Source organism: Williamsoniiplasma somnilux, from assembly GCF_002804005.1.
GTDB classification, from domain to species: Bacteria; Bacillota_I; Bacilli_A; order Mycoplasmatales; family Mycoplasmataceae; genus Williamsoniiplasma; species Williamsoniiplasma somnilux.
The window spans coordinates 329,006-347,738 of record NZ_CP024965.1 but is presented as its reverse complement, the minus strand read 5'-3'; the positions used below and the strand labels follow the sequence as shown (position 1 = coordinate 347,738).

Annotated in this window: 7 protein-coding genes; all 7 read right to left on the bottom strand. The window is 25.6% G+C overall.

What is annotated here, in order from left to right; translation table 4 throughout:
• Positions 1-74: 74 nt before the first annotated feature.
• The 7 genes from ESOMN_RS01455 to ESOMN_RS01420 all read right to left on the bottom strand — a co-directional run bounded on the left by ESOMN_RS01455 (position 75) and on the right by ESOMN_RS01420 (position 18,452).
• Positions 75-1,046 carry an alpha/beta hydrolase gene (locus tag ESOMN_RS01455; protein ID WP_411572013.1) on the bottom strand — a complete coding sequence of 324 codons (972 nt, stop codon included), beginning with the start codon at positions 1,044-1,046 and terminating at the stop codon, positions 75-77.
• A gap of 78 nt (positions 1,047-1,124) precedes the next feature.
• Positions 1,125-4,307 (bottom strand): hypothetical protein, encoded by a 3,183-nt coding sequence (locus ESOMN_RS01450; RefSeq protein WP_024863190.1) that lies wholly within the window; start codon positions 4,305-4,307, stop codon positions 1,125-1,127.
• Between the two features lie 137 nt (positions 4,308-4,444).
• A complete protein-coding gene (locus ESOMN_RS01445) occupies positions 4,445-7,621 on the bottom strand; it encodes a hypothetical protein (RefSeq protein ID WP_024863189.1) in 3,177 nt (1,058 codons plus the stop codon).
• 306 nt (positions 7,622-7,927) lie between these two features.
• A complete protein-coding gene (locus ESOMN_RS01440; protein ID WP_024863188.1) occupies positions 7,928-11,227 on the bottom strand; it encodes a hypothetical protein in 3,300 nt (1,099 codons plus the stop codon).
• A gap of 63 nt (positions 11,228-11,290) precedes the next feature.
• Positions 11,291-13,165: a hypothetical protein gene (locus ESOMN_RS01435; RefSeq protein WP_024863187.1), complete on the bottom strand. Its 1,875-nt coding sequence runs from the start codon at positions 13,163-13,165 to the stop codon at positions 11,291-11,293.
• 436 nt (positions 13,166-13,601) lie between these two features.
• Positions 13,602-17,123 carry a hypothetical protein gene (locus ESOMN_RS01430; RefSeq protein WP_100608755.1) on the bottom strand — a complete coding sequence of 1,174 codons (3,522 nt, stop codon included), beginning with the start codon at positions 17,121-17,123 and terminating at the stop codon, positions 13,602-13,604.
• Between the two features lie 999 nt (positions 17,124-18,122).
• Positions 18,123-18,452 carry a hypothetical protein gene (locus ESOMN_RS01420; RefSeq protein WP_024863185.1) on the bottom strand — a complete coding sequence of 110 codons (330 nt, stop codon included), beginning with the start codon at positions 18,450-18,452 and terminating at the stop codon, positions 18,123-18,125.
• Positions 18,453-18,733: the final 281 nt, after the last annotated feature.

The following is an 18,733-nucleotide window of genomic DNA, read 5'->3' as shown; positions in this document are numbered from 1 at the left end:
TTTTAACGCCTTCTTCCTTAAAAAATAAAAAATATCATTGATATTTATTATATATCAATGATATTTTATAAAAACTATTTTTGATGTTTTTTAACAAATTTTAAGGTTATTTCTTTATAAATTTCTTGATCCTCGATTATTGCTTTTGTATGATGTTTGCCATCAAAAATTTTTACTTCATTTTCTTCAGAATTTTCCATACTATTTTTGATGTTACACATTCTAAAGCTATCCATAGAATTTGTAATTCTATCATATCTATTATGCAAGTAAAGAATCGGAGGATGTTTATCATCTGGCTTAATTAAAGAAATAAAATCCAATCTAGTTAAGTCTACATTATATTCTTGTTTGTAAATTTTTAACATTGTTTTTAAAGTTTCTTTAGCATAACCACCTAAAATTTTGGGGGCATTCGAAAAAACCATTTTTTTTAATAGCTCGGGAACAGACATGTATGAAGAATCAGAGATTCCTCATTTAATATTTGCCTTTTTTATTAGTTCGGGTTCAGACAATATAAAATAATTCATTGTAAATGCACCCATGCTTGTCCCGACTAAGCCGATTTCTTGAACGCTATAAGATTTAATTAACCAATTAATAACCGCCATTAAATCTCATTTTTCTTTATATCCTCAACTAACTATATCAATTCCACTTGCTCCATGATTACGAAAATCAAAAGTTATAATATTATATCCAAGTTCACGGTAATGTCATGTTAAATACAAAACATCAAAACGTGTAGAGTTATAACCATGAATTCCTACTATTCATTTTTTTGTTGGCTTAGGATTTAACCAAATTGATGCAGCTATTTTTAAATTGTCTTTTGAAGAAAGAAAAATACTTGCTGTTGGATTTTTAACTTCTTTGATCCCCATTTTTTTATTAGAATCAAAATTGGTTGGATTTCAATTAAACATATCAATAATGTTTATTTTAATATCTTTTCCATCTTCGCGTTTATAAACTGTTCTTGCAAAGTGAGAATTTCACATTGAAATCATAGCTTTTGCAAACATTGAATTTTCGATATTTAACACCTCATTTGTTTTTATATATTTTTATTATACTAATAGAAATAAATATATAAATTTTAATTTAAAACAATTAACGATTTAATACTTGGTTCATCAGTGTTTTATAAAAAGTTCACCAGTGTATTTTCAAGCATTTTCAAATTTACCATTGCCAGTAATTGTTCATTCAGTAAATGACGGTTGTCCTGGTCATCCAATTTGCGAACCATGTGATTTAACGGTAATTCCACCAGCAATATCAATACCAGCATCCACAATTGCTTGTTCTAATTCTTTTTTAGTTCAAGGTATATCTTTTCTTGAAAAAACAACATTTCGTATTTCATGATTTACAACCGTTATTCTTTGAGTTGTATTGGTTTTTTTATATCAAGTTTGGGTTAAATTTATTGATCCATTATATTTTTTGTCGTTAGAAATATTACCACTACCGATAAAAGTAAAATTTTGTTTATGCATTTCAGCATCAAAAGAATACTGAGTAATTATTTTTGATTCAAGAACAGTTATTTGATTTCAGCCATATTTGTTATTAACTCTATATTGCAAATTGTTAAGACTTCAAGCAGAAGTTGGTTTTTCATCTATTAATTTTTGCAAGTCATTTGCAATGTGTGAAATATTAATGCTTGTATCTTCTTTTTGAGTTCATGAATGAGTAAGAATTATTTTATTTTTATATTTAAAAACATTGTTTTCATCACCATTAGCGATGAATTCTCAACTTTTTTTATAATTTAAAAAGGCTGATGATCGTGACTTAATCATAACTTCTTTAACGGATATTCCCCCTTCAACATCAATATTATGTTTAACAATTTCATTTTCAATTTCTGATTTAGTTCAACTTGAATTAGTTCTTGAATTTAAAATATCTTGAAGTTTTGAATTAATTTTATTAATGTCAATACTAACATCTTTATAATAGCTTCAATTTTGTGACAAAATAATTTCCCCATTATATTTAAAATCATTTTTTAAGGTCCCATTACCAATAAATTTGTATTTATTTTGGTTTTGCACGTTTTCTCATGAACGATTATTTATTGTTTCGATCGGGACAACTGTAATTCCATTTTTTAAATCTAAGTTTAATTCATTAATAGCTTTTTGTAAGTCATTGATATTTCATTTAGAGTCAAATTTTGTATTGATTAAATCTTGAAGTTCTGGTGCTAAATCTTTAATTGAAAGTAAATATTTAAAAGGTTTTTTTCAAATATGAGATATTATTATAGAATTTTTATATTCAAAATCGTTATCAATAGATCCATTTCCTTTGATAGAATATCGATTAATTATATTGATAAATTTGTCATTCTTTTCTTGCTCTGTTGTATGCAACGATATAGTCATTTCTCCAAATCCATATTTTTTATCAAGTTTGGCTTGTAAAACATTTAAATTTCAATCATCATTAGTTAAAGAGTTTAAAGCAAGTAATTTATTAATTTCTTCACTAATGTTTGAAATGTCAATTGAAATATCTTTTTTATCATTTCATTTGTGAATTAAAGATGTTGAATCATTATATTTATATGGTGAGTGTAGTGATCCATTACCAATAAATGTTCAACCACTTTTATGTTTTCCACCACTTGCTGCACGGTTTTTATTGGCTATTTCTTCAACGGTAATTCCGCCTATGACATCAATACCTTTTTCAACAATTGCTGATTCTAATTCTGTTTTTGTTCAAACAGAATTAGTTCTTGAATTTAAAAGATCTTGCAATCTTTTTCTAACCTTAGCAATATTTTTGGTTGAATCTTTTTTATTGCTCCATTGGTGATTTAAAGTTATTGCTCCATTATAGCTAAAAGCATTTTTATCATTGGCTTTTCCAATAAAATTTCATTGATTAATTTGTTCATCACCGAATCAAGAACGAGAATTCTTAAAAGTTGCTTTTTCAACTTTAATGCCACCTCTAATATCTAAATTACTTTTTATAATTGCAGATTCTAATTCTAAATTTGTTCAGGCATAATGAATTCTAGAATTTAAAATATTTTGTAAATCATTTTTAATATTTTTTATATCTTTAACATTATTATTACTTAAAAAAAATTTGTGATTTAAAGTGACTAAACCATTGTATTTAAAGTTATTATTCTCATTGCCTAAAGCTTGAAAATCTCAAGATTCATAAGTTCACTCAATTTTTCATGAACGATTAAAATCAAGATTTTTTCGTTTAACAACAATACTTCCTTTAACATCAAAATTGGCTTCATCAATTGCGGTTTGTAATTCATTTTGGGTTCATTTTGAATCAATTTTTCTGTCTAAAATAATTTGTAAATCTTTTCTTAATTTGCGAATGTTTAATTTTTGCTGTTTATGCACTTTTAAACAATGTTTTAATTTTATAAAACCATTATATGTAAAATTGTTATCTTTTAATCCTTTACCTATAAATTTTCAATTAGTAATAATTTGGTTATCACTAATTTCTGTTTGTTCTTTTTCAGCAATTATTCCGCCAAAATTATCTAAATTTTCTTTTATTATAATATTCTCTAATTCTTGTTTTGTTCACTGTGCTTCTGTTTTTGCATTTAGTATGTTTTGAAGTTGATTTTGAATTGTTGAAATATTTAATAAGTGTTTTTCGTATTCTAATCATTCATGAGTTAATTTGATTTCGCCTTTAAAATTTTTGCTTATTCCAGTGAATTTTCAAATGTTATTCTTTCATTTCGTTCTTGCAAAATTTTTTGTAATCATATTTTCTTTTGCAACTTTAATGTTGTTAACTTTATATTTTTGATTAATTTTTTCTTGTAATTCTTGTTTTGTTCAACCGAAGTAAACTTTTGAAAGCAATAATTCATTAATTTCCTTTCTTAAATAAGATAAATTTTTGTGTTTATTATTTGCTTTGTTTCAAGAGTGATTTAAGGTAATAAATTTATTATTTCCACCTTCAATTCTTGTTTTTAAAGTTATTCCTCATTTACTATTACCTTTTAAATTTTCTTGATTGGTTAAAATACTATTTTCAATTTTTTCAATTTTTAAAATCCTTTTTTTTGAAATACCAGCATTGACAAGTGCGTTCAATAAATCTGTCTCAGTTCAGTCATCATAATTTTTTTCATCCAAAACAGTTTTTATTTGTTGTGCGTCATCTAAGAAAAAACTATTTTGTTTAGAATATTCTTTAAAACTTAAAGTTAAAATGGTCAAAGATACTAGTGGTATCATTGCCAATAATAATAACGTTAAATGTTTAAGAGTTTTTTTATTATTTTTCATTTTTACTTTTCCTTAAAATTTATTTTGATTTTTTTTTTTTTTTTTGATTTTTGTAATTATTGTTCAACAAATAAAAATATTTCATAAAATATTTAATGAAAAAATATAATTTTAAAATTTAATTGGAAAAAATATTATTAATGCAAAATGTACAAACTTTTTGTTCCTGTTGTATTATAAAATTTATAATTATTATTTATATTTCCTAAACCAATAAGCTCAATATATATATGAGTCGTGTTTCCGCCAACTATATTCATACTAATTTTAATTTTTAATCCTGATGAGTCTTCACCAAGTGATGAAAGTACAGTGTTTATAACCTCAGCAGTAGAGGTGTTAACTTTGAACTTAATGCTTCTAATTGCACTCTCAATTTGTGATCAATAATCATTAATATTTTTAGTAGTATCTACTTTAGTTGTTCATTTTTGTGTTAATGAAATAGAACTATTGTATTGAAAATCATTTAAAGATGATCCATTACCTATAAAAGTAAATCGACTTTGATTATTTTTAATCGAAGATGAATAAGGGGTGATATTTCGTGTTGAACCAACGGTTATTTCTCCACTTCCATAATCTTTATCAACTCTATTTTGTAAATCACCAACATTTCATTCAGAAGTTTTTTTCTCGTCAAGTATTTTTTGTAATTGAGATTGAATATTAGATATTGAACTTGTTGTGTCTTCTTTTTTAAATCAAGAATGCACAAGAATTATATTTTCGTTATATTTATAATTATTGGTTTGATCACCTTTACCAATAAAATTTCAATTACTCTTATAATTCAGTGTTTGTGAAGAACGAATTCTAGATTTAATATTTTCTACAACTATAGCTCTTTCAACATCAACCTTTTGTTTAACAATTTCAGCTTCAAGTTCAGATTTGGTTCAATCTGAACTTTTTCTTGAATCCAAAATTTTTTGTAAATCTTTTTCAATCTTAGAAATATGTTGAGAATTATCTTTTTTGTAGTTTCATTTATGTAATAATGTAATACTTTCATTATATTTAAATTCATTCAATAATGTTCCGTTACCAACAAATTTATATTGTCTCTCAACATTAATTGTTTCTGAAGAACGAGTGTTTTTGTTATTTTTTATTACTTCAACAGTAATTCCTTTAGCGAAATCTAATTTTAAAGCATCAATAGCCATTTGTAATTCATTGATATCTCAGTTAGAATCTTGCTTTTCATTTAAAATATTTTTCAGTTGAGTTTCAATAGTTTTAATGGAAATTAATGATTTTGCTGGTTTTTCTCAATTATGAATTAAAGTGGTTGACTGATTGTATTTGTAAACATTATCAATTTTTCCATTACCTTTGAATAAATAAGTATTCGAAACTTTAATAATTTCTCCCACTTGTTTTTGATTTGTTTTATCTAAAGAAACTGTAATTTCTCCAACACCGTATTTTTCATCAATTTTAGATTGTAACAACACTAAATCTCATTCTTTTTCAATTAATTCATTAAGTTTTAATAAATTACTAATTTCATTATTAATAGTTTCAATATTAATTGAAGTATCTTTCTTATCGTTTCATTTGTGTGTTAAAGAAATTGTACCTTTGTATTTGTAAGGAGAATTTAAACTTCCTTTACCTGTAAAATTTCATTTGGTTTGGCCAAGTCCACCGCTTCAGGAACGACTATTGTTTGCAATTTCTTCAACAATAACTCCTCCAGACACATCAATATTTGCATTCACAATTGCTTGTTCTAATGTTGCTTTAGTTCATGCTCTATTTGTTTTTGAATCCAAAACATTTTGCAAATATGTTTTAATTGATGTAATTTTTTTTGTGTTTTCATATTTGTTGTTTCATTTATGAATTAAAATTATTGACTCATTATAAGAAAAACTATTATTTAAATTTCCATTTCCTATTATTTTTCAAGAATCAGTTTTATCATCTCCAACTCAAGAACGACTTTCAATATAATCCAATTTCTCAACGGTAATTCCGCCTTTAATATCTAGGTTATTTCTAACGATTTCTCGCTCTAAATCTGCTTTTGTTCAATTTATTTTGGTTCTACTATTTAATAATTTTTGCAAATCATTTTCAATAATGCTTATATTTTTAAATTGATTTGTACTTGACAAATATTCGTGTTCCAAAGTGATAATACCTTCAAATTTACTTTTTTCGCTGTCGATACTTTTAAATGACCAAAAAGATTTTTTTCATCCCATCGATCAAGAACGATTTGAAATTTTCTCTTGTAGTTCAACAATTATTGCACCTTTTTCATCAAATTTAGCTTCATCAATTGCAAGTTGCAATTCTGCTTGAGTTCAAACAGAATTGACTCTTTTGTTCAAAATTTGTTCTAATTGATTTTTGATTTTATAAATATTATTAACTTCAAATACTTTTTCTTTTCAATGATGCTCTAATCTTGTAAATTTATTATATTTAAAATTATTATTAACAGTTCCGTTACCAGTAAAAATTCAAGTAGTAATATTTTCACCATTTACATTTTTATTGCTTTCTTTTTTAACTGTTATTCCTTTTGCTAAATCAATACCTTCAATAACAATCGTTTCTTCTAAGTCTTGTTCAGTTCAATTAGAATTCTCTTTGGTATTTAAAATTTTTTGCAAATTATTTTTAATTTTATTAATGTCAATTAAAGTTTTAATTTCTTCTAATCATTCATGTTCTATAGACATTTCGCTTTCAAATTTATTACTTATAGCTAAAAAATTTCATGTATCTTTTTTTCATCCAAAATTAGATGAATATGAATTATTTGAAATAACTTTTTCAACTTTAATATTATTGGCTTCATATTTTTTGTCAATTGCTAACTGTAATTCTTCTTGACTTCAAGCTGAATATACTTTTGTAAGAAGAATTGCATATACATCTTCTCTGATATTAGACAAGTTTACTGGTAATGAATTTGAATTATTTCAACTATGAATTAAATTTATAATTTCGTTTTTATTATCACCATTTTTTGAATTTAAAGTTATTTTTCAATTTGAAGTACTAAATAAATTTGAGTTTGTTTTATTGTTTTTAGAAGAAATTTTTTCAATTTTTTCAATTTGATTTTCTAAAAAACCTGCTTTTATCATTTCTACAAACAAATCTTCTTCGTTTCAATCAGAATTTATTTTTCTGCTTAAAATTTGTTCTATTCTTGATTTATTAGACATTATTTTTGAAATCGTTTTTTGCCTACTAGCACTTTTGAAACTAGTTGCCAAAAATATAGAAGAAGTTATTGGAATTGTTGTTAAAAATAATAAAGATATTTTTTTAAATTTTTTTATTGGCAAAACGTTAATCACCTTTCATTTTATTTATTAAAAAAATATTATAGCCTTAAGCCTTTAATTTATTAATATATATTTTATGTTGTTTCATTAACTCTAATTAATGATTTATGCATATTTGCTTTCTTACCATGTTTTCACAATCTTTGAATCTAAATATGAAGAAATTCAGAATCAATTTCTTTTTGCTAAGTATCGAATTGCCAACAAGCATTGCCAACACGAATATTTTTTAACAAAAACAATTTTGAAAAAATATCAATTCAATATTTGTTTTTAGGACCATTTATAAATTAATTACTAAGTTAATTAATTATAATAAGTATGACGCAAGTCTATTGAATTTTTATATTTATAATCGTTATTAACATTGCCTTGACCTGTAAAAGTATATTTATCACTATGACTTAATGACGCATCTCTTAAAATGTTTCGATTTCTAGAAATTCATCTTGAAACTTTGATTTCACCGGCACCATATTTTCTATCTACGGCTCGTTGTAAATCTGTTATTGATCATTCTTTGTTTAAATGACCATCAGATGTTAATAGACGATTTAATTCATTTTTAATGACCTCTATATCAATTGATGTATCTGCTTTTTGTTCTCACTTGTGAACAAGAGTTGTTTCACCGTAATATAGATGTGGATTTGTTATGCTTTCATTTTCTCCAATACCTTTGAATATTCAGTTCTTAATTTTGTTTTCTAAACCTCAAGAACGATTTTTAGCTTTTACTGCATCTGAATCAATAACTGTAATTTCTCCAATTCCATATTTTTCATCAACTTTTGTTTGTAATTCTGTTTGAAGTCAAGCATTATCTTTTCTTTCATTTAAAATATTTTCTAATTCTGATTTAATTTCTTCAATATTTTTTGTGGTTGGAATTAATTCAATTCAACTATGTTCTATGTCAACAGTATTTTTATAAGGGTATTTATTCGTAACATCCCCATTACCTGTAAATGTTCATATAGTTGTTTGTTGTTTTTCATCCCAACTACGAGTTTGTGGAACAAGTTTTTCTTCAACAGTAATTCCAGCTCCAACCCATTTTGCATTAACGGCATCTTGCAGATCATCTTTAATTCATTTTTTATTTTTGTATTTTGTCGAATTTACTAGCATAGTTAACTCATCTTTAATAACATTAATTTCTTGTGTTGTGTCTTTTATATCATTTCATTCATGATTTAAAGTCACATTACCATAATATCTTCCGTCATTATCTGAATTTCCATTACCAATAAATATTCAAGTAGTAACTTTGGGACTTCCTTCAGACAAGCGAGTTTCTATAACCGTTTCTATTTCTTCAACGGTAATTCCTCCAAGTTCTGAAGCAACATCAATATCTCGTTTAACAATTTCTTCTTGTAGAAGTTGTGGTGTTCAAGGTCTATATTTATAGCTTTCAGAATCTAAAAGATTTTGAAGTTCGATAATTGTTTCATTGTTATTAATATCTTTAGTAGTATCGACTGTGTTATCTCATACGTGAGTTAAAGTAACTTTGTTATTTCACATGAATTCATTCATTTCGTTTCCGTTACCAATAAATTCTCAAATATCTTGATCTATTTCACCAGTTGAAGAACGAGTTTCTATTTCGGGTAAAACCTGTTTTACAATAATACCACCTGCACCAACAGGATCAATTTTAGCTTCATCAATTGCGAGTTGTAATTCTTCTTGAGTTCAAGATTGCAATGATCGTCTATCTAATATACGCTGTAAAGCGTAACTTACTTTTTCGATGTTTATACTGCTATCATAACTGCTATCCCATTCTTGAGTTAAAGTCACACTTTCATTATATTTTCAGTCATTGTTAATTGCCCCTTTACCCGTAAAAGTAAATGAAGTTTTTTCTCAACCACCATTTCATGAACGAGTTTTTTGTTCTGAATTATGTTCTTTAACTTCAATGCCGCCAGTTAAATCAATACCTTTAGCAACAATTTCTTGTTCAAGCTCTTCTGGAGTTCAAACATTTTTAAATTTTGAATTTAGAATATCCTGTAATTGTAAACTTATTTCTAAAATACTTTTGGTATTATCTTTCGTTGTATTTCATGTATGCTTAATTGTAGTTGAACCCTTAAATTTAAAATTATTAAATTTAGTACCTCTAGCAGTAAATACTCAAGTTTCTGAACCACTTACATTTTCATACAAACGTTCATTAAAAGTTTCTTGCTTAGAAACAATAATTGCTCCTTTGATAGGATCTAAATCAGAATCATCTATAACTTTTTGCAATTCATGTTGAGTCCATGAAGAATCTTTTCTCTCACTAACAATGTTTTCAATGGTTTGTTGAATTTCGCTTAACTCACGAGTCGTATCCAATTTATCACTTCATTCATGTTTTAAAGTTAATTCCCCTTTATATTTATAATCATTGTCAGCTCTTCCGTTTCCTATAATTTTTCATGAATCAATATGATCAGAACCTTGTCAAGAACGAGTTTTAGAATTTTCTAACTTAGAAACTGTTAAACCTCCTTTAATATCAATTGCATCTTCTGAACTAGTTAACGCTTCTAATAAATCTGTTTCGTTTCAAGCGTTATTAACTTTAGAATTTAAAACATCAACTATTTTTTCTTTAACATAAGAAATGTGTTTAGAATTATCTGTTAAATTATTTCATATATGTTCAATCAACACAGAACCATTATATTTATAATTATTATCCACACTTCCATTACCAGTAATTCTTCAAGTGGTTTTTTGTTGTCCGCCATTTCCTAAACGAGTTTCAATTGTTTTAGAAATAGTCTTTTCAACATTAAATCCCTCTTTTACATCAATTCCAGCAGAAGAAATTGCTGATTTTAATGTTTCAACAGTTCATTCATTATGTTTACGTTTTGTTATTACTTCAGTTAATTCTGATTCAATTTTCTTTATATCTTGACTCCCGTCAATTTCATTAATTCATTGATGTTTTAGTGTTGTTTGATCTTTAAATTTAACTCCATTTCCAATAAATTTTCATGAGCTATTTTTTCATTCGAAATTAGCTGATCTTTGAGATAAAGTTGACTTGTCCAATTCAACAGTAATTTCTCCAACTCCAAATTTTTCATCAATCTTATCCTTTAAATCATTTTGGCTTCATTCTTTAATTTCGGTATTTAAAATTTGTTGAAGATCTTTTTGAATTTTAACAATACTTTCAGTATTATTTTCAGATTCTATACGAGAATGTTTAATAATAATTTCACCTTTATATGTAAAAGCGTTTGTAACCTTGGCATTACCTAAAAATTTTCAAGTGGTAATAATTTCGTGACCGTTTTTAGCAGTAGTTCTTTTTGAACCTAACTCTTGGACTGTAATTCCACCTTCAATATCAAATTTTTGTTCAGTAATTTTAGTTTCAAGTTCGACTTTAGACCATTTCTTATTTGTTCGTTCAGATAAAATTGTTTCTAATGCAGTTCTTAAATCACCAATACTTTTTGAACCATTTTTTGAATCATCTTTTATATTATGATTCATCGAACTCATTGCTAAAGCAGCCGATCCAGCAACCGGTAAAGTAGCAACAAATAGTAGTCCAATTTTTTTTAAACTTGGTTTGTTGTTTTTCATTTTTTTATATCCTTTCAATAAGATATCAATTAAATATTATTTAACTTAGTAAATAAAATTAAGTTATTTTATACTTGGATTTCAAATATGAATTAATTCAATCTCATCAATATATTGATGACCATTAATTCCTATACTTTTACCAGTAAATTTGTATTTATCATAATGATCACCTGATTCATTTGGAATTTTTTGTTGAGAAATGTTTACAATAATTGCATTAGCTCCATATTTATTATCAAGAGCATTTTGTAATTTTAGTATATCTCAAGGATGTTGTTTATTTGACTGTGAATCAAGTAATATTTGTAGATCATCTTTTAAATTCTTAACACTTATTGTGTTAGATATAGTTTCAAATCATTCATGAGTAATTGATTCTTCACCATAATATTTAAACTTATTAGTTGTGCTGTCTTTTTCCCCATTGCCTCTGAAAATTCAAGATTTTCCACTTTTGATTTTCATAGAATAGTGGATTACATTATTTTCATTTGGATCAATAACTGTAATTTCTTTAGTCCCATATAGTTCATCAACTTTTGTTTGCAATTCTTCTTGGGATCAAGCATTTTCTTTTTTTTCGTTTAAGATATTTACTAATTCTGATTTAATTTCTTCAATATTTTTTGTAGTTGATATTAATTCAACCCAATTATGTTTTATGTCAACAGTGTTTTTATAAGGATGTTGATTTGTAACATCTCCATTACCTGTAAATGTTCATATAGTTGTTTGTTGTTTTTCATCCCAACTACGAGTTTGTGAAACAAGTTTTTCTTCAACAGTTATTCCAGCTCCAACCCATTTTGCATTAATAGCATCTTGTAAATCATCTTTAGTTCAATTTTTATTTTTGTATTCTATTGAATTTACTAGATCAATTAACTCATCTTTAATAACATTAATTTCTTGTGTTGTGTCTTTTGTGTCATTTCATTCATGATTTAAAGTCACATTACCATAATATCTTCCGTTATTATCTAAATTTCCATGACCAGTAAATTTTCAAGTTGTAACTTTTTGACCGCCAGTAAAAGAACGAGTTTCTAAAGTGGTTTCAACTTCTTGAACTGTTATACCTCCAAATTCTAGGGAAACATCAATATCTTGTTTAACAATTTCATTTTTTAAAAGTTCAGCTGTTCAGGTTTTATTTTTATAATTTTTAGAATCTAAAAGATTTTGAAGTTTGGTAATTGTTGTTTTATTACGAATATTTTCAGTAGTGTCAATTTTGTTATTTCAAGAATGTTCTAGAGAAATGGAAGCATTAAAATGAAAATCGTTGTTATCATCGGCTTGACCTATAAATTTTCAAGTCGTGTTTCGCGATTTGGTCTCTGAAGAACGATTGTTTTTAACATTAATTTCTTCAACCAAAATTCCACCCTTAACATCCAATCCCCTATTGACAACCTCTTGTTCAAGTTCGGTTTTAGATCAAACTTTACCTTTTCTTGAATCTAAGATTCGTTGGAGATAAGTTTCAATATCTGAAATTGGTCTTATCTTAGCATTAATGTCACTATAACTATGAATTAAGTTTATTGATCCATTGTATGTAAAATCGTTTTCTCTAGAAGCATTACCAATAAATGTATAGATATCATTATAGGGTTTATGAAAAGAAATATTCGAAACATTATTAAATGCTTCATTTTTTCCATATTCAATAATAGGAACAAATTTTACAGTTATTTGTCCCGTCCCTCATTTTTTATCAATTTCTTTTTGTAACTCTTCAATTTGTCATTTTTGATTAAGCTTTTTATCTAAAATCTCTTGAAGTTCATTTTTTATTTCTAAAATATTTTTTATATTCCTTTGTGATAATTGAAACACTACAAACGTTGTTGTTGCGATAGGTATGAATAAAAGAAGTAAAAGTAAAAGTCCTTTAAACTTACTCTTTTTTTCATTGTTTTCGTTACTCATTTTTGTTCCTTTCATATTAGTAAGATGTCAAATATGTTTTGCTTTTTTGAAAAATAAAATAAAACCATTAAAATAAAATAAATATTGAAATTATTTTTTAAAAAGCAATTATTATATTTCCTACAAAAATAATTATACTATAAAATTACACTTATAAAGTGATAATAACACTTATAATGTTTTATTAAAGCATTATGTATTAATGTAAACTCATTATACAAAAAAAAAAAAAAAACCAATTTATTTTGTTAAATATTGAAAAAACATTTAAGAAATGATTTTAAAAATTGAAATTGCAAGGCTTAATCCTTACAATTTCAATTTTTGTTATTTTAGTTATTTATGAAATTAACATTTGTTTTTTAAAACACTAATAACTTTTTTAATTTAATATCTATACTTTTAATAAAAATTAATTTTTCTAATGTTTTTTGTTTTACATTCAATATCTTCAAATCGATAAATCCCCACGATAAATAAAATCATTATCAATTGTAGCAAGTCCTGAAATAAAGATTCATTCTTTTAAATCAAGTAAACGATAGGCATCAGTTACCTTAAGTCCTGCCATTGGTGGAAATTTTGCATCAATTTCTTTTTGAAACGCATCTGCGGTCCATCTATAGCTTAATGGTTTACTATTTAAAATTCCATTAAGAATATTTCATGCTCGTTGATCTTCTCATCATTTTATAGAAATGTCCTTAATTCTTTGATTTCAAACATGAACAATTTCTGTTGAACCTTTATATTTATAATTGTTTCCGATATTACCCTTTCCGATAAAAATATAAGTATTCTTATATTCTTTTTTCTCAGCAAGACGTGTGTTTCTAGTTTTCGCTTTAACCTCAATTTCTCCAACACCATAACGTGTGTTAACAGCTTTTTGCAAATCAGCTAATGTTCAAGCTTTTTCTTTATGTGCTTCATCATTGACTAGAATATTTAATTTATCATTAATGGTTGAAATATCTATTGATGTATCTATTTTTTCTGTTCAGGAGTGAATTACCGATGTTTCTCCGAAGTATTTTAATTGGTTTGCATCTGTACCGTTTCCTTTAAATATTCAATTTTTTGAAAGAGATGCAGTTCCTGAAGAACGACCTTTAATTATTTCACTTGAATCAATAATCGTTATTTCTCCAAGACCATATACATTGTCAACTTCACTTTGCAATTCAACTTTAGTTCAAGTTTTATCTTTTCTTTTATTCATTATTGTTTCAAGTTCATTTTTAATTGATTCAATATGTTTAGTCGTTGGAGTAATTTGAATTCAATTGTGAATTATTTCAATACTTTCATTATATGGTAAATCATTATTTATATTTCCATTACCTGTAAAAATTCAAGTTGTCGTTTTTGGTGTTTCAACAAATGAACGAGTTGTTGAAGTGTTTTTTTGAGATACAGTAATTCCAGCTCCTACTCATTTTTTGTTAACAGCCATTTGTAATTCTTCTTGAGTTCAAGGTTTGTTTTTGTGTTCTGCAGAATTTACCATTGCCTTTAACTCATCTTGAATAACAGAAATCGGCTTTGTTGTATCAACTTTATTATTTCATTTATGTTCTAATATTGTACTTCCTTTGTATTTTCAATTATTGCTTTCTTTTCCATGACCAGTAAATTTTCAAGTAGAAATATGTGGCCCTCCTGTTGAAGAACGAATATTTTTTATTGTGTCAACTTCTTCAACAGTAATTCCCCCTAAAATATCAATTTTAGCGTCCACAATAGCTTGTTCTAATGTTAGTTTATCTCAAGTTTTTTTATTGTATTCTTCAGAATTTAAAACTATTTGTAGATCATTAATAATAGCAGCGATATCAACAGTGGTATCCACTTTATCACTCCATTTGTGTTTTAATTGAATTTTACCATTGAACAAATATTGATTTAGTTCATTTCCGTTACCAATGAATTCTCAAGTATCTTCAATTTCTGCTCCAACTGATGAACGACTCTCAATATTGGGAATCACTTTTTTTACTAATATCCCATTCTGTTCATCAATGCCTTTTGAGATTAATTCGGTCTCTAATTCCTCTTTGGTTCAAGCACTTCTTGGTCGTGAATCTAAAACTCCTTGTAATAAAGATTCTACATTGTCAATATCAACAGTGGTATCATAACTATTATCTCATTCATGATTTAAAGTAACACTTTCATTGTACTTTCAATCATTACTTATATCACCTTTACCGCTAAATTCTCAGGATGTTTTTTCTCAACCCCCACCTCAAGAGCGTGTATTTAAATTTATATTTATTTGTTTAACTTCAATACCACCCTGAGAATCAATTCCCGCTTTTACAATTTCTTGTTCTAGTTCTTCTTTAGATCAAGAACTAGTAGTTCTTAAATTTAAAATAGTTTGCAAGTCTAAACTTTTTTCTAAAATGCTTTTGGTTTTATCTTTTGTTGTACTTCAGTTATGAACGACAGTTGTTGAACCATTGAATTTAAAATTATTGTCTTTGTTACCTCGAGCAGTAAATATCCAAGTTTCTGAACCGCTCGCATTTTCATGCAAACGTTCATTAAAAACTTCTTGCTTAGAAACAATAATTGCTCCTTTGATAGGATCTAAATCGGAATTATCTATAATTTTTTGCAATTCATATTGAGTCCATGAAGAATTTTTTCTCTCACTAACAATTTTTTCAATCGTTGGTTGAATTTCGCTTAACTCGCGAGTCGTATTCAATTTATCACTTCATTCATGTTTTAAAGTTAATTCCCCTTTATATTTATAATCATTGTCAGCCTTTCCGTTTCCTATAATTTTTCATGAATCAATATGATCAGAACCTTGTCAAGAACGAGTTTTAGGATTTTCTAACTTAGAAACTGTTAAACCTCCTTTGATATCAATCGGATTTTTTGAACGAGTTAACGCTTCTAATAAATCTGTTTCGTTTCAAGCGTTGTCAACTTTAGAATTTAAAATCTCAATTATTTGTTCTTTAACATGGGAGATATGCTGAGAAACATCATATAAATCATTTCATGCATGATTAATTGTTAGAGAATTTTTGTATTTATAATTGTTATTAACTGAGCCTTTACCTGTAAATTTTCAGATTGTTGTTTTAGGCCCTCCTTCACCCAAACGATTTTGCCCTGATTTAGGTGTGATATCTTCAATATCAAAACCATCCTTAACATCTATTCCAGCCGAGAAAATAGCTGTTTTTAATTCATCAACCGTTCATTGAGTTTTTTTTCGATTATTTACAACGTCTTCCAATTTATCTTTGATAGTATCTATCTCGATGCTTGCATCAGTTTTACTTATTCACTTATGACTTAACGTTGTTTCGCCTGAGTATTTAACTCCATTACCTATAAAGGTTCATGCTGTTGTTTTTCAAACAATTTGTGATGATCTTAAAAATGAAGTTCCATTATTTTCAACTGTAATACCTCCAATGATGTCAATATTTGCTGCAACAATTGCAGCTTCTAAATTTTGTTTATTTCATTCATCAAGACTACTATTTAAAACTTTTTGTAAATCTTTTTGAATTTTAATAATGCTTTGAACACTATTTCTTGGTTCTGTGTGATAGTGCTCAATGATAATTTCACCATTATAAGTGTAAGGATTAGTTATCTTAGCATTACCAATGAATTTTCAAGTTGTAATAATTTCACGTTCATTTTTTGCTGATGTTCTTTTTGATCCTAATTCTTGAACTGATATTCCACCATCAATATCAAGTTTTTTTTGAGCAATTTTGTTCTCAAGTTCGGTTTTAGTTCAAGGAAAATCTTTTTTTTCATTTAAAATGTCTTGTAATGTATTTTCTAGAACACTGATATTCTTTGAATTGTTTTTTACATTATAATTCATTGCACTAATTGCAAAAACTGTTGATCCAGCAAATGGTAAAGCCGTTACAAATAATAAGCCTATTTTTTTAAAAGCTGGTTTATCTTTTTTCATATTAATCTCCTTTTTGCGAAATTAAATTCGTCGCACAAACTTTTTATTTTATTTAAAAATGTTTTTAACACTTTTTAAATAAAGGTTCATATATGAGTTACTTCTGTTAAACATTTATATTTATAACTGTTATCAATATTAACCTTTTCGATAAAAACGCAAATATCATCATGTTCATTGTTATCAACAAGATTACTGTTTTTAGTTTTAACTTGACCCTCAATTTTTCCATCATTAAATTTTGGATTTACGGTATTTTCTAACTCTTCTAAAATTTAAGGTTTATTTTTGTGATTTTTATCATTGACTAAAATGTTTAAATTATCATTAATAGTTAAAATATCTATTGATCTATTTGTTTTTTTATTCAATGACTAACTGATGATGTTTTTTTGAAATATTTTAATTATTTTTAGCTTTATCGTTTTCTTTAAATGTTCAGGTTTTGAACAGTAGTATAATTTCTGAGAAACGAAATTTCATTACTTCGTTTTGATCAATAAATATTATTTCTTTAATTTTATGTGTAGTATCAAGCTAACTTTGCAATTAAATTTTAAATAAATCTATATCTTGTTTAATATTAATTATTAATATAAATTCATCTTTTGTTAATTTAATATTTTGATTTTTTAAAATGAGTTTAATTCATTTTTGAATTATTTAAACACTATCTTTATATGGTAAATCATTGTTTATAGCTCCATTATCAATAAACTCTCATGTTATGATTTGTGGTTTTTTCCAAATAAACAAATTAATCAAAAAATTTTTTAGTATAAAATAATTTTAATTCCTGTTCATTTTTGTCAATAGTCATTTGTAGAACATCTTGAATTCAAGTTTTGTTTTTATATTTTTCTGAATATTATTGTTTATTTTTGTAATTAGTTGCAAATTATTATTAATATCATTATAAATATGAATTAAATTTATTGATTCATTATATATAAAATCATTTTCTTTAAAAACATTATCTATTAAATTAATAAGTGGCATTTATCAAATTTGCCGTTTAAAAATACGCATATAATTATTTACAAAATAATTTGGTTTTTCTTCATTACTAGTGAAAAACAATTTTACAGTTATTTGTATAGACTCTCAATTATTGTTAACTTTTTTTTGAAGTTTATTTATATCTCATTTGAAATTAGGCTTATTATTTAAAATGTTTTGAAGATTATTTTTTATTTTTGAAATATTTTTTTTGTATCTTTGTCATAATTGAAAAACTACAAAAAATATTGTGACAATAGTAAACAATAAAATAAGTAAAATCAAAACATATTTTAATTCAATTCTTAATTTATTATTTTTCTTTTTCATTTTGTTCCTTTCAAAAAGCAAATATTAAAAACATTTTACTTTTTTAAATAATAAAAATGAATATTAAATTAAGAGAGATACTTAAAAAATTAATATTTTTTTAAACAATAATCTTATCTCTCTTATAATGTAATTATACTAAAATTTATAGTTATATATCGTTAACGGTATTTATAATATTTTATTAAGGCATTATGCATCGGTATAAAATCCTTATAAAAAACAATGATTTTAAAAATTGAAATTGCAAGACTTAATTCTTACAATTTCAATTTCTGTTT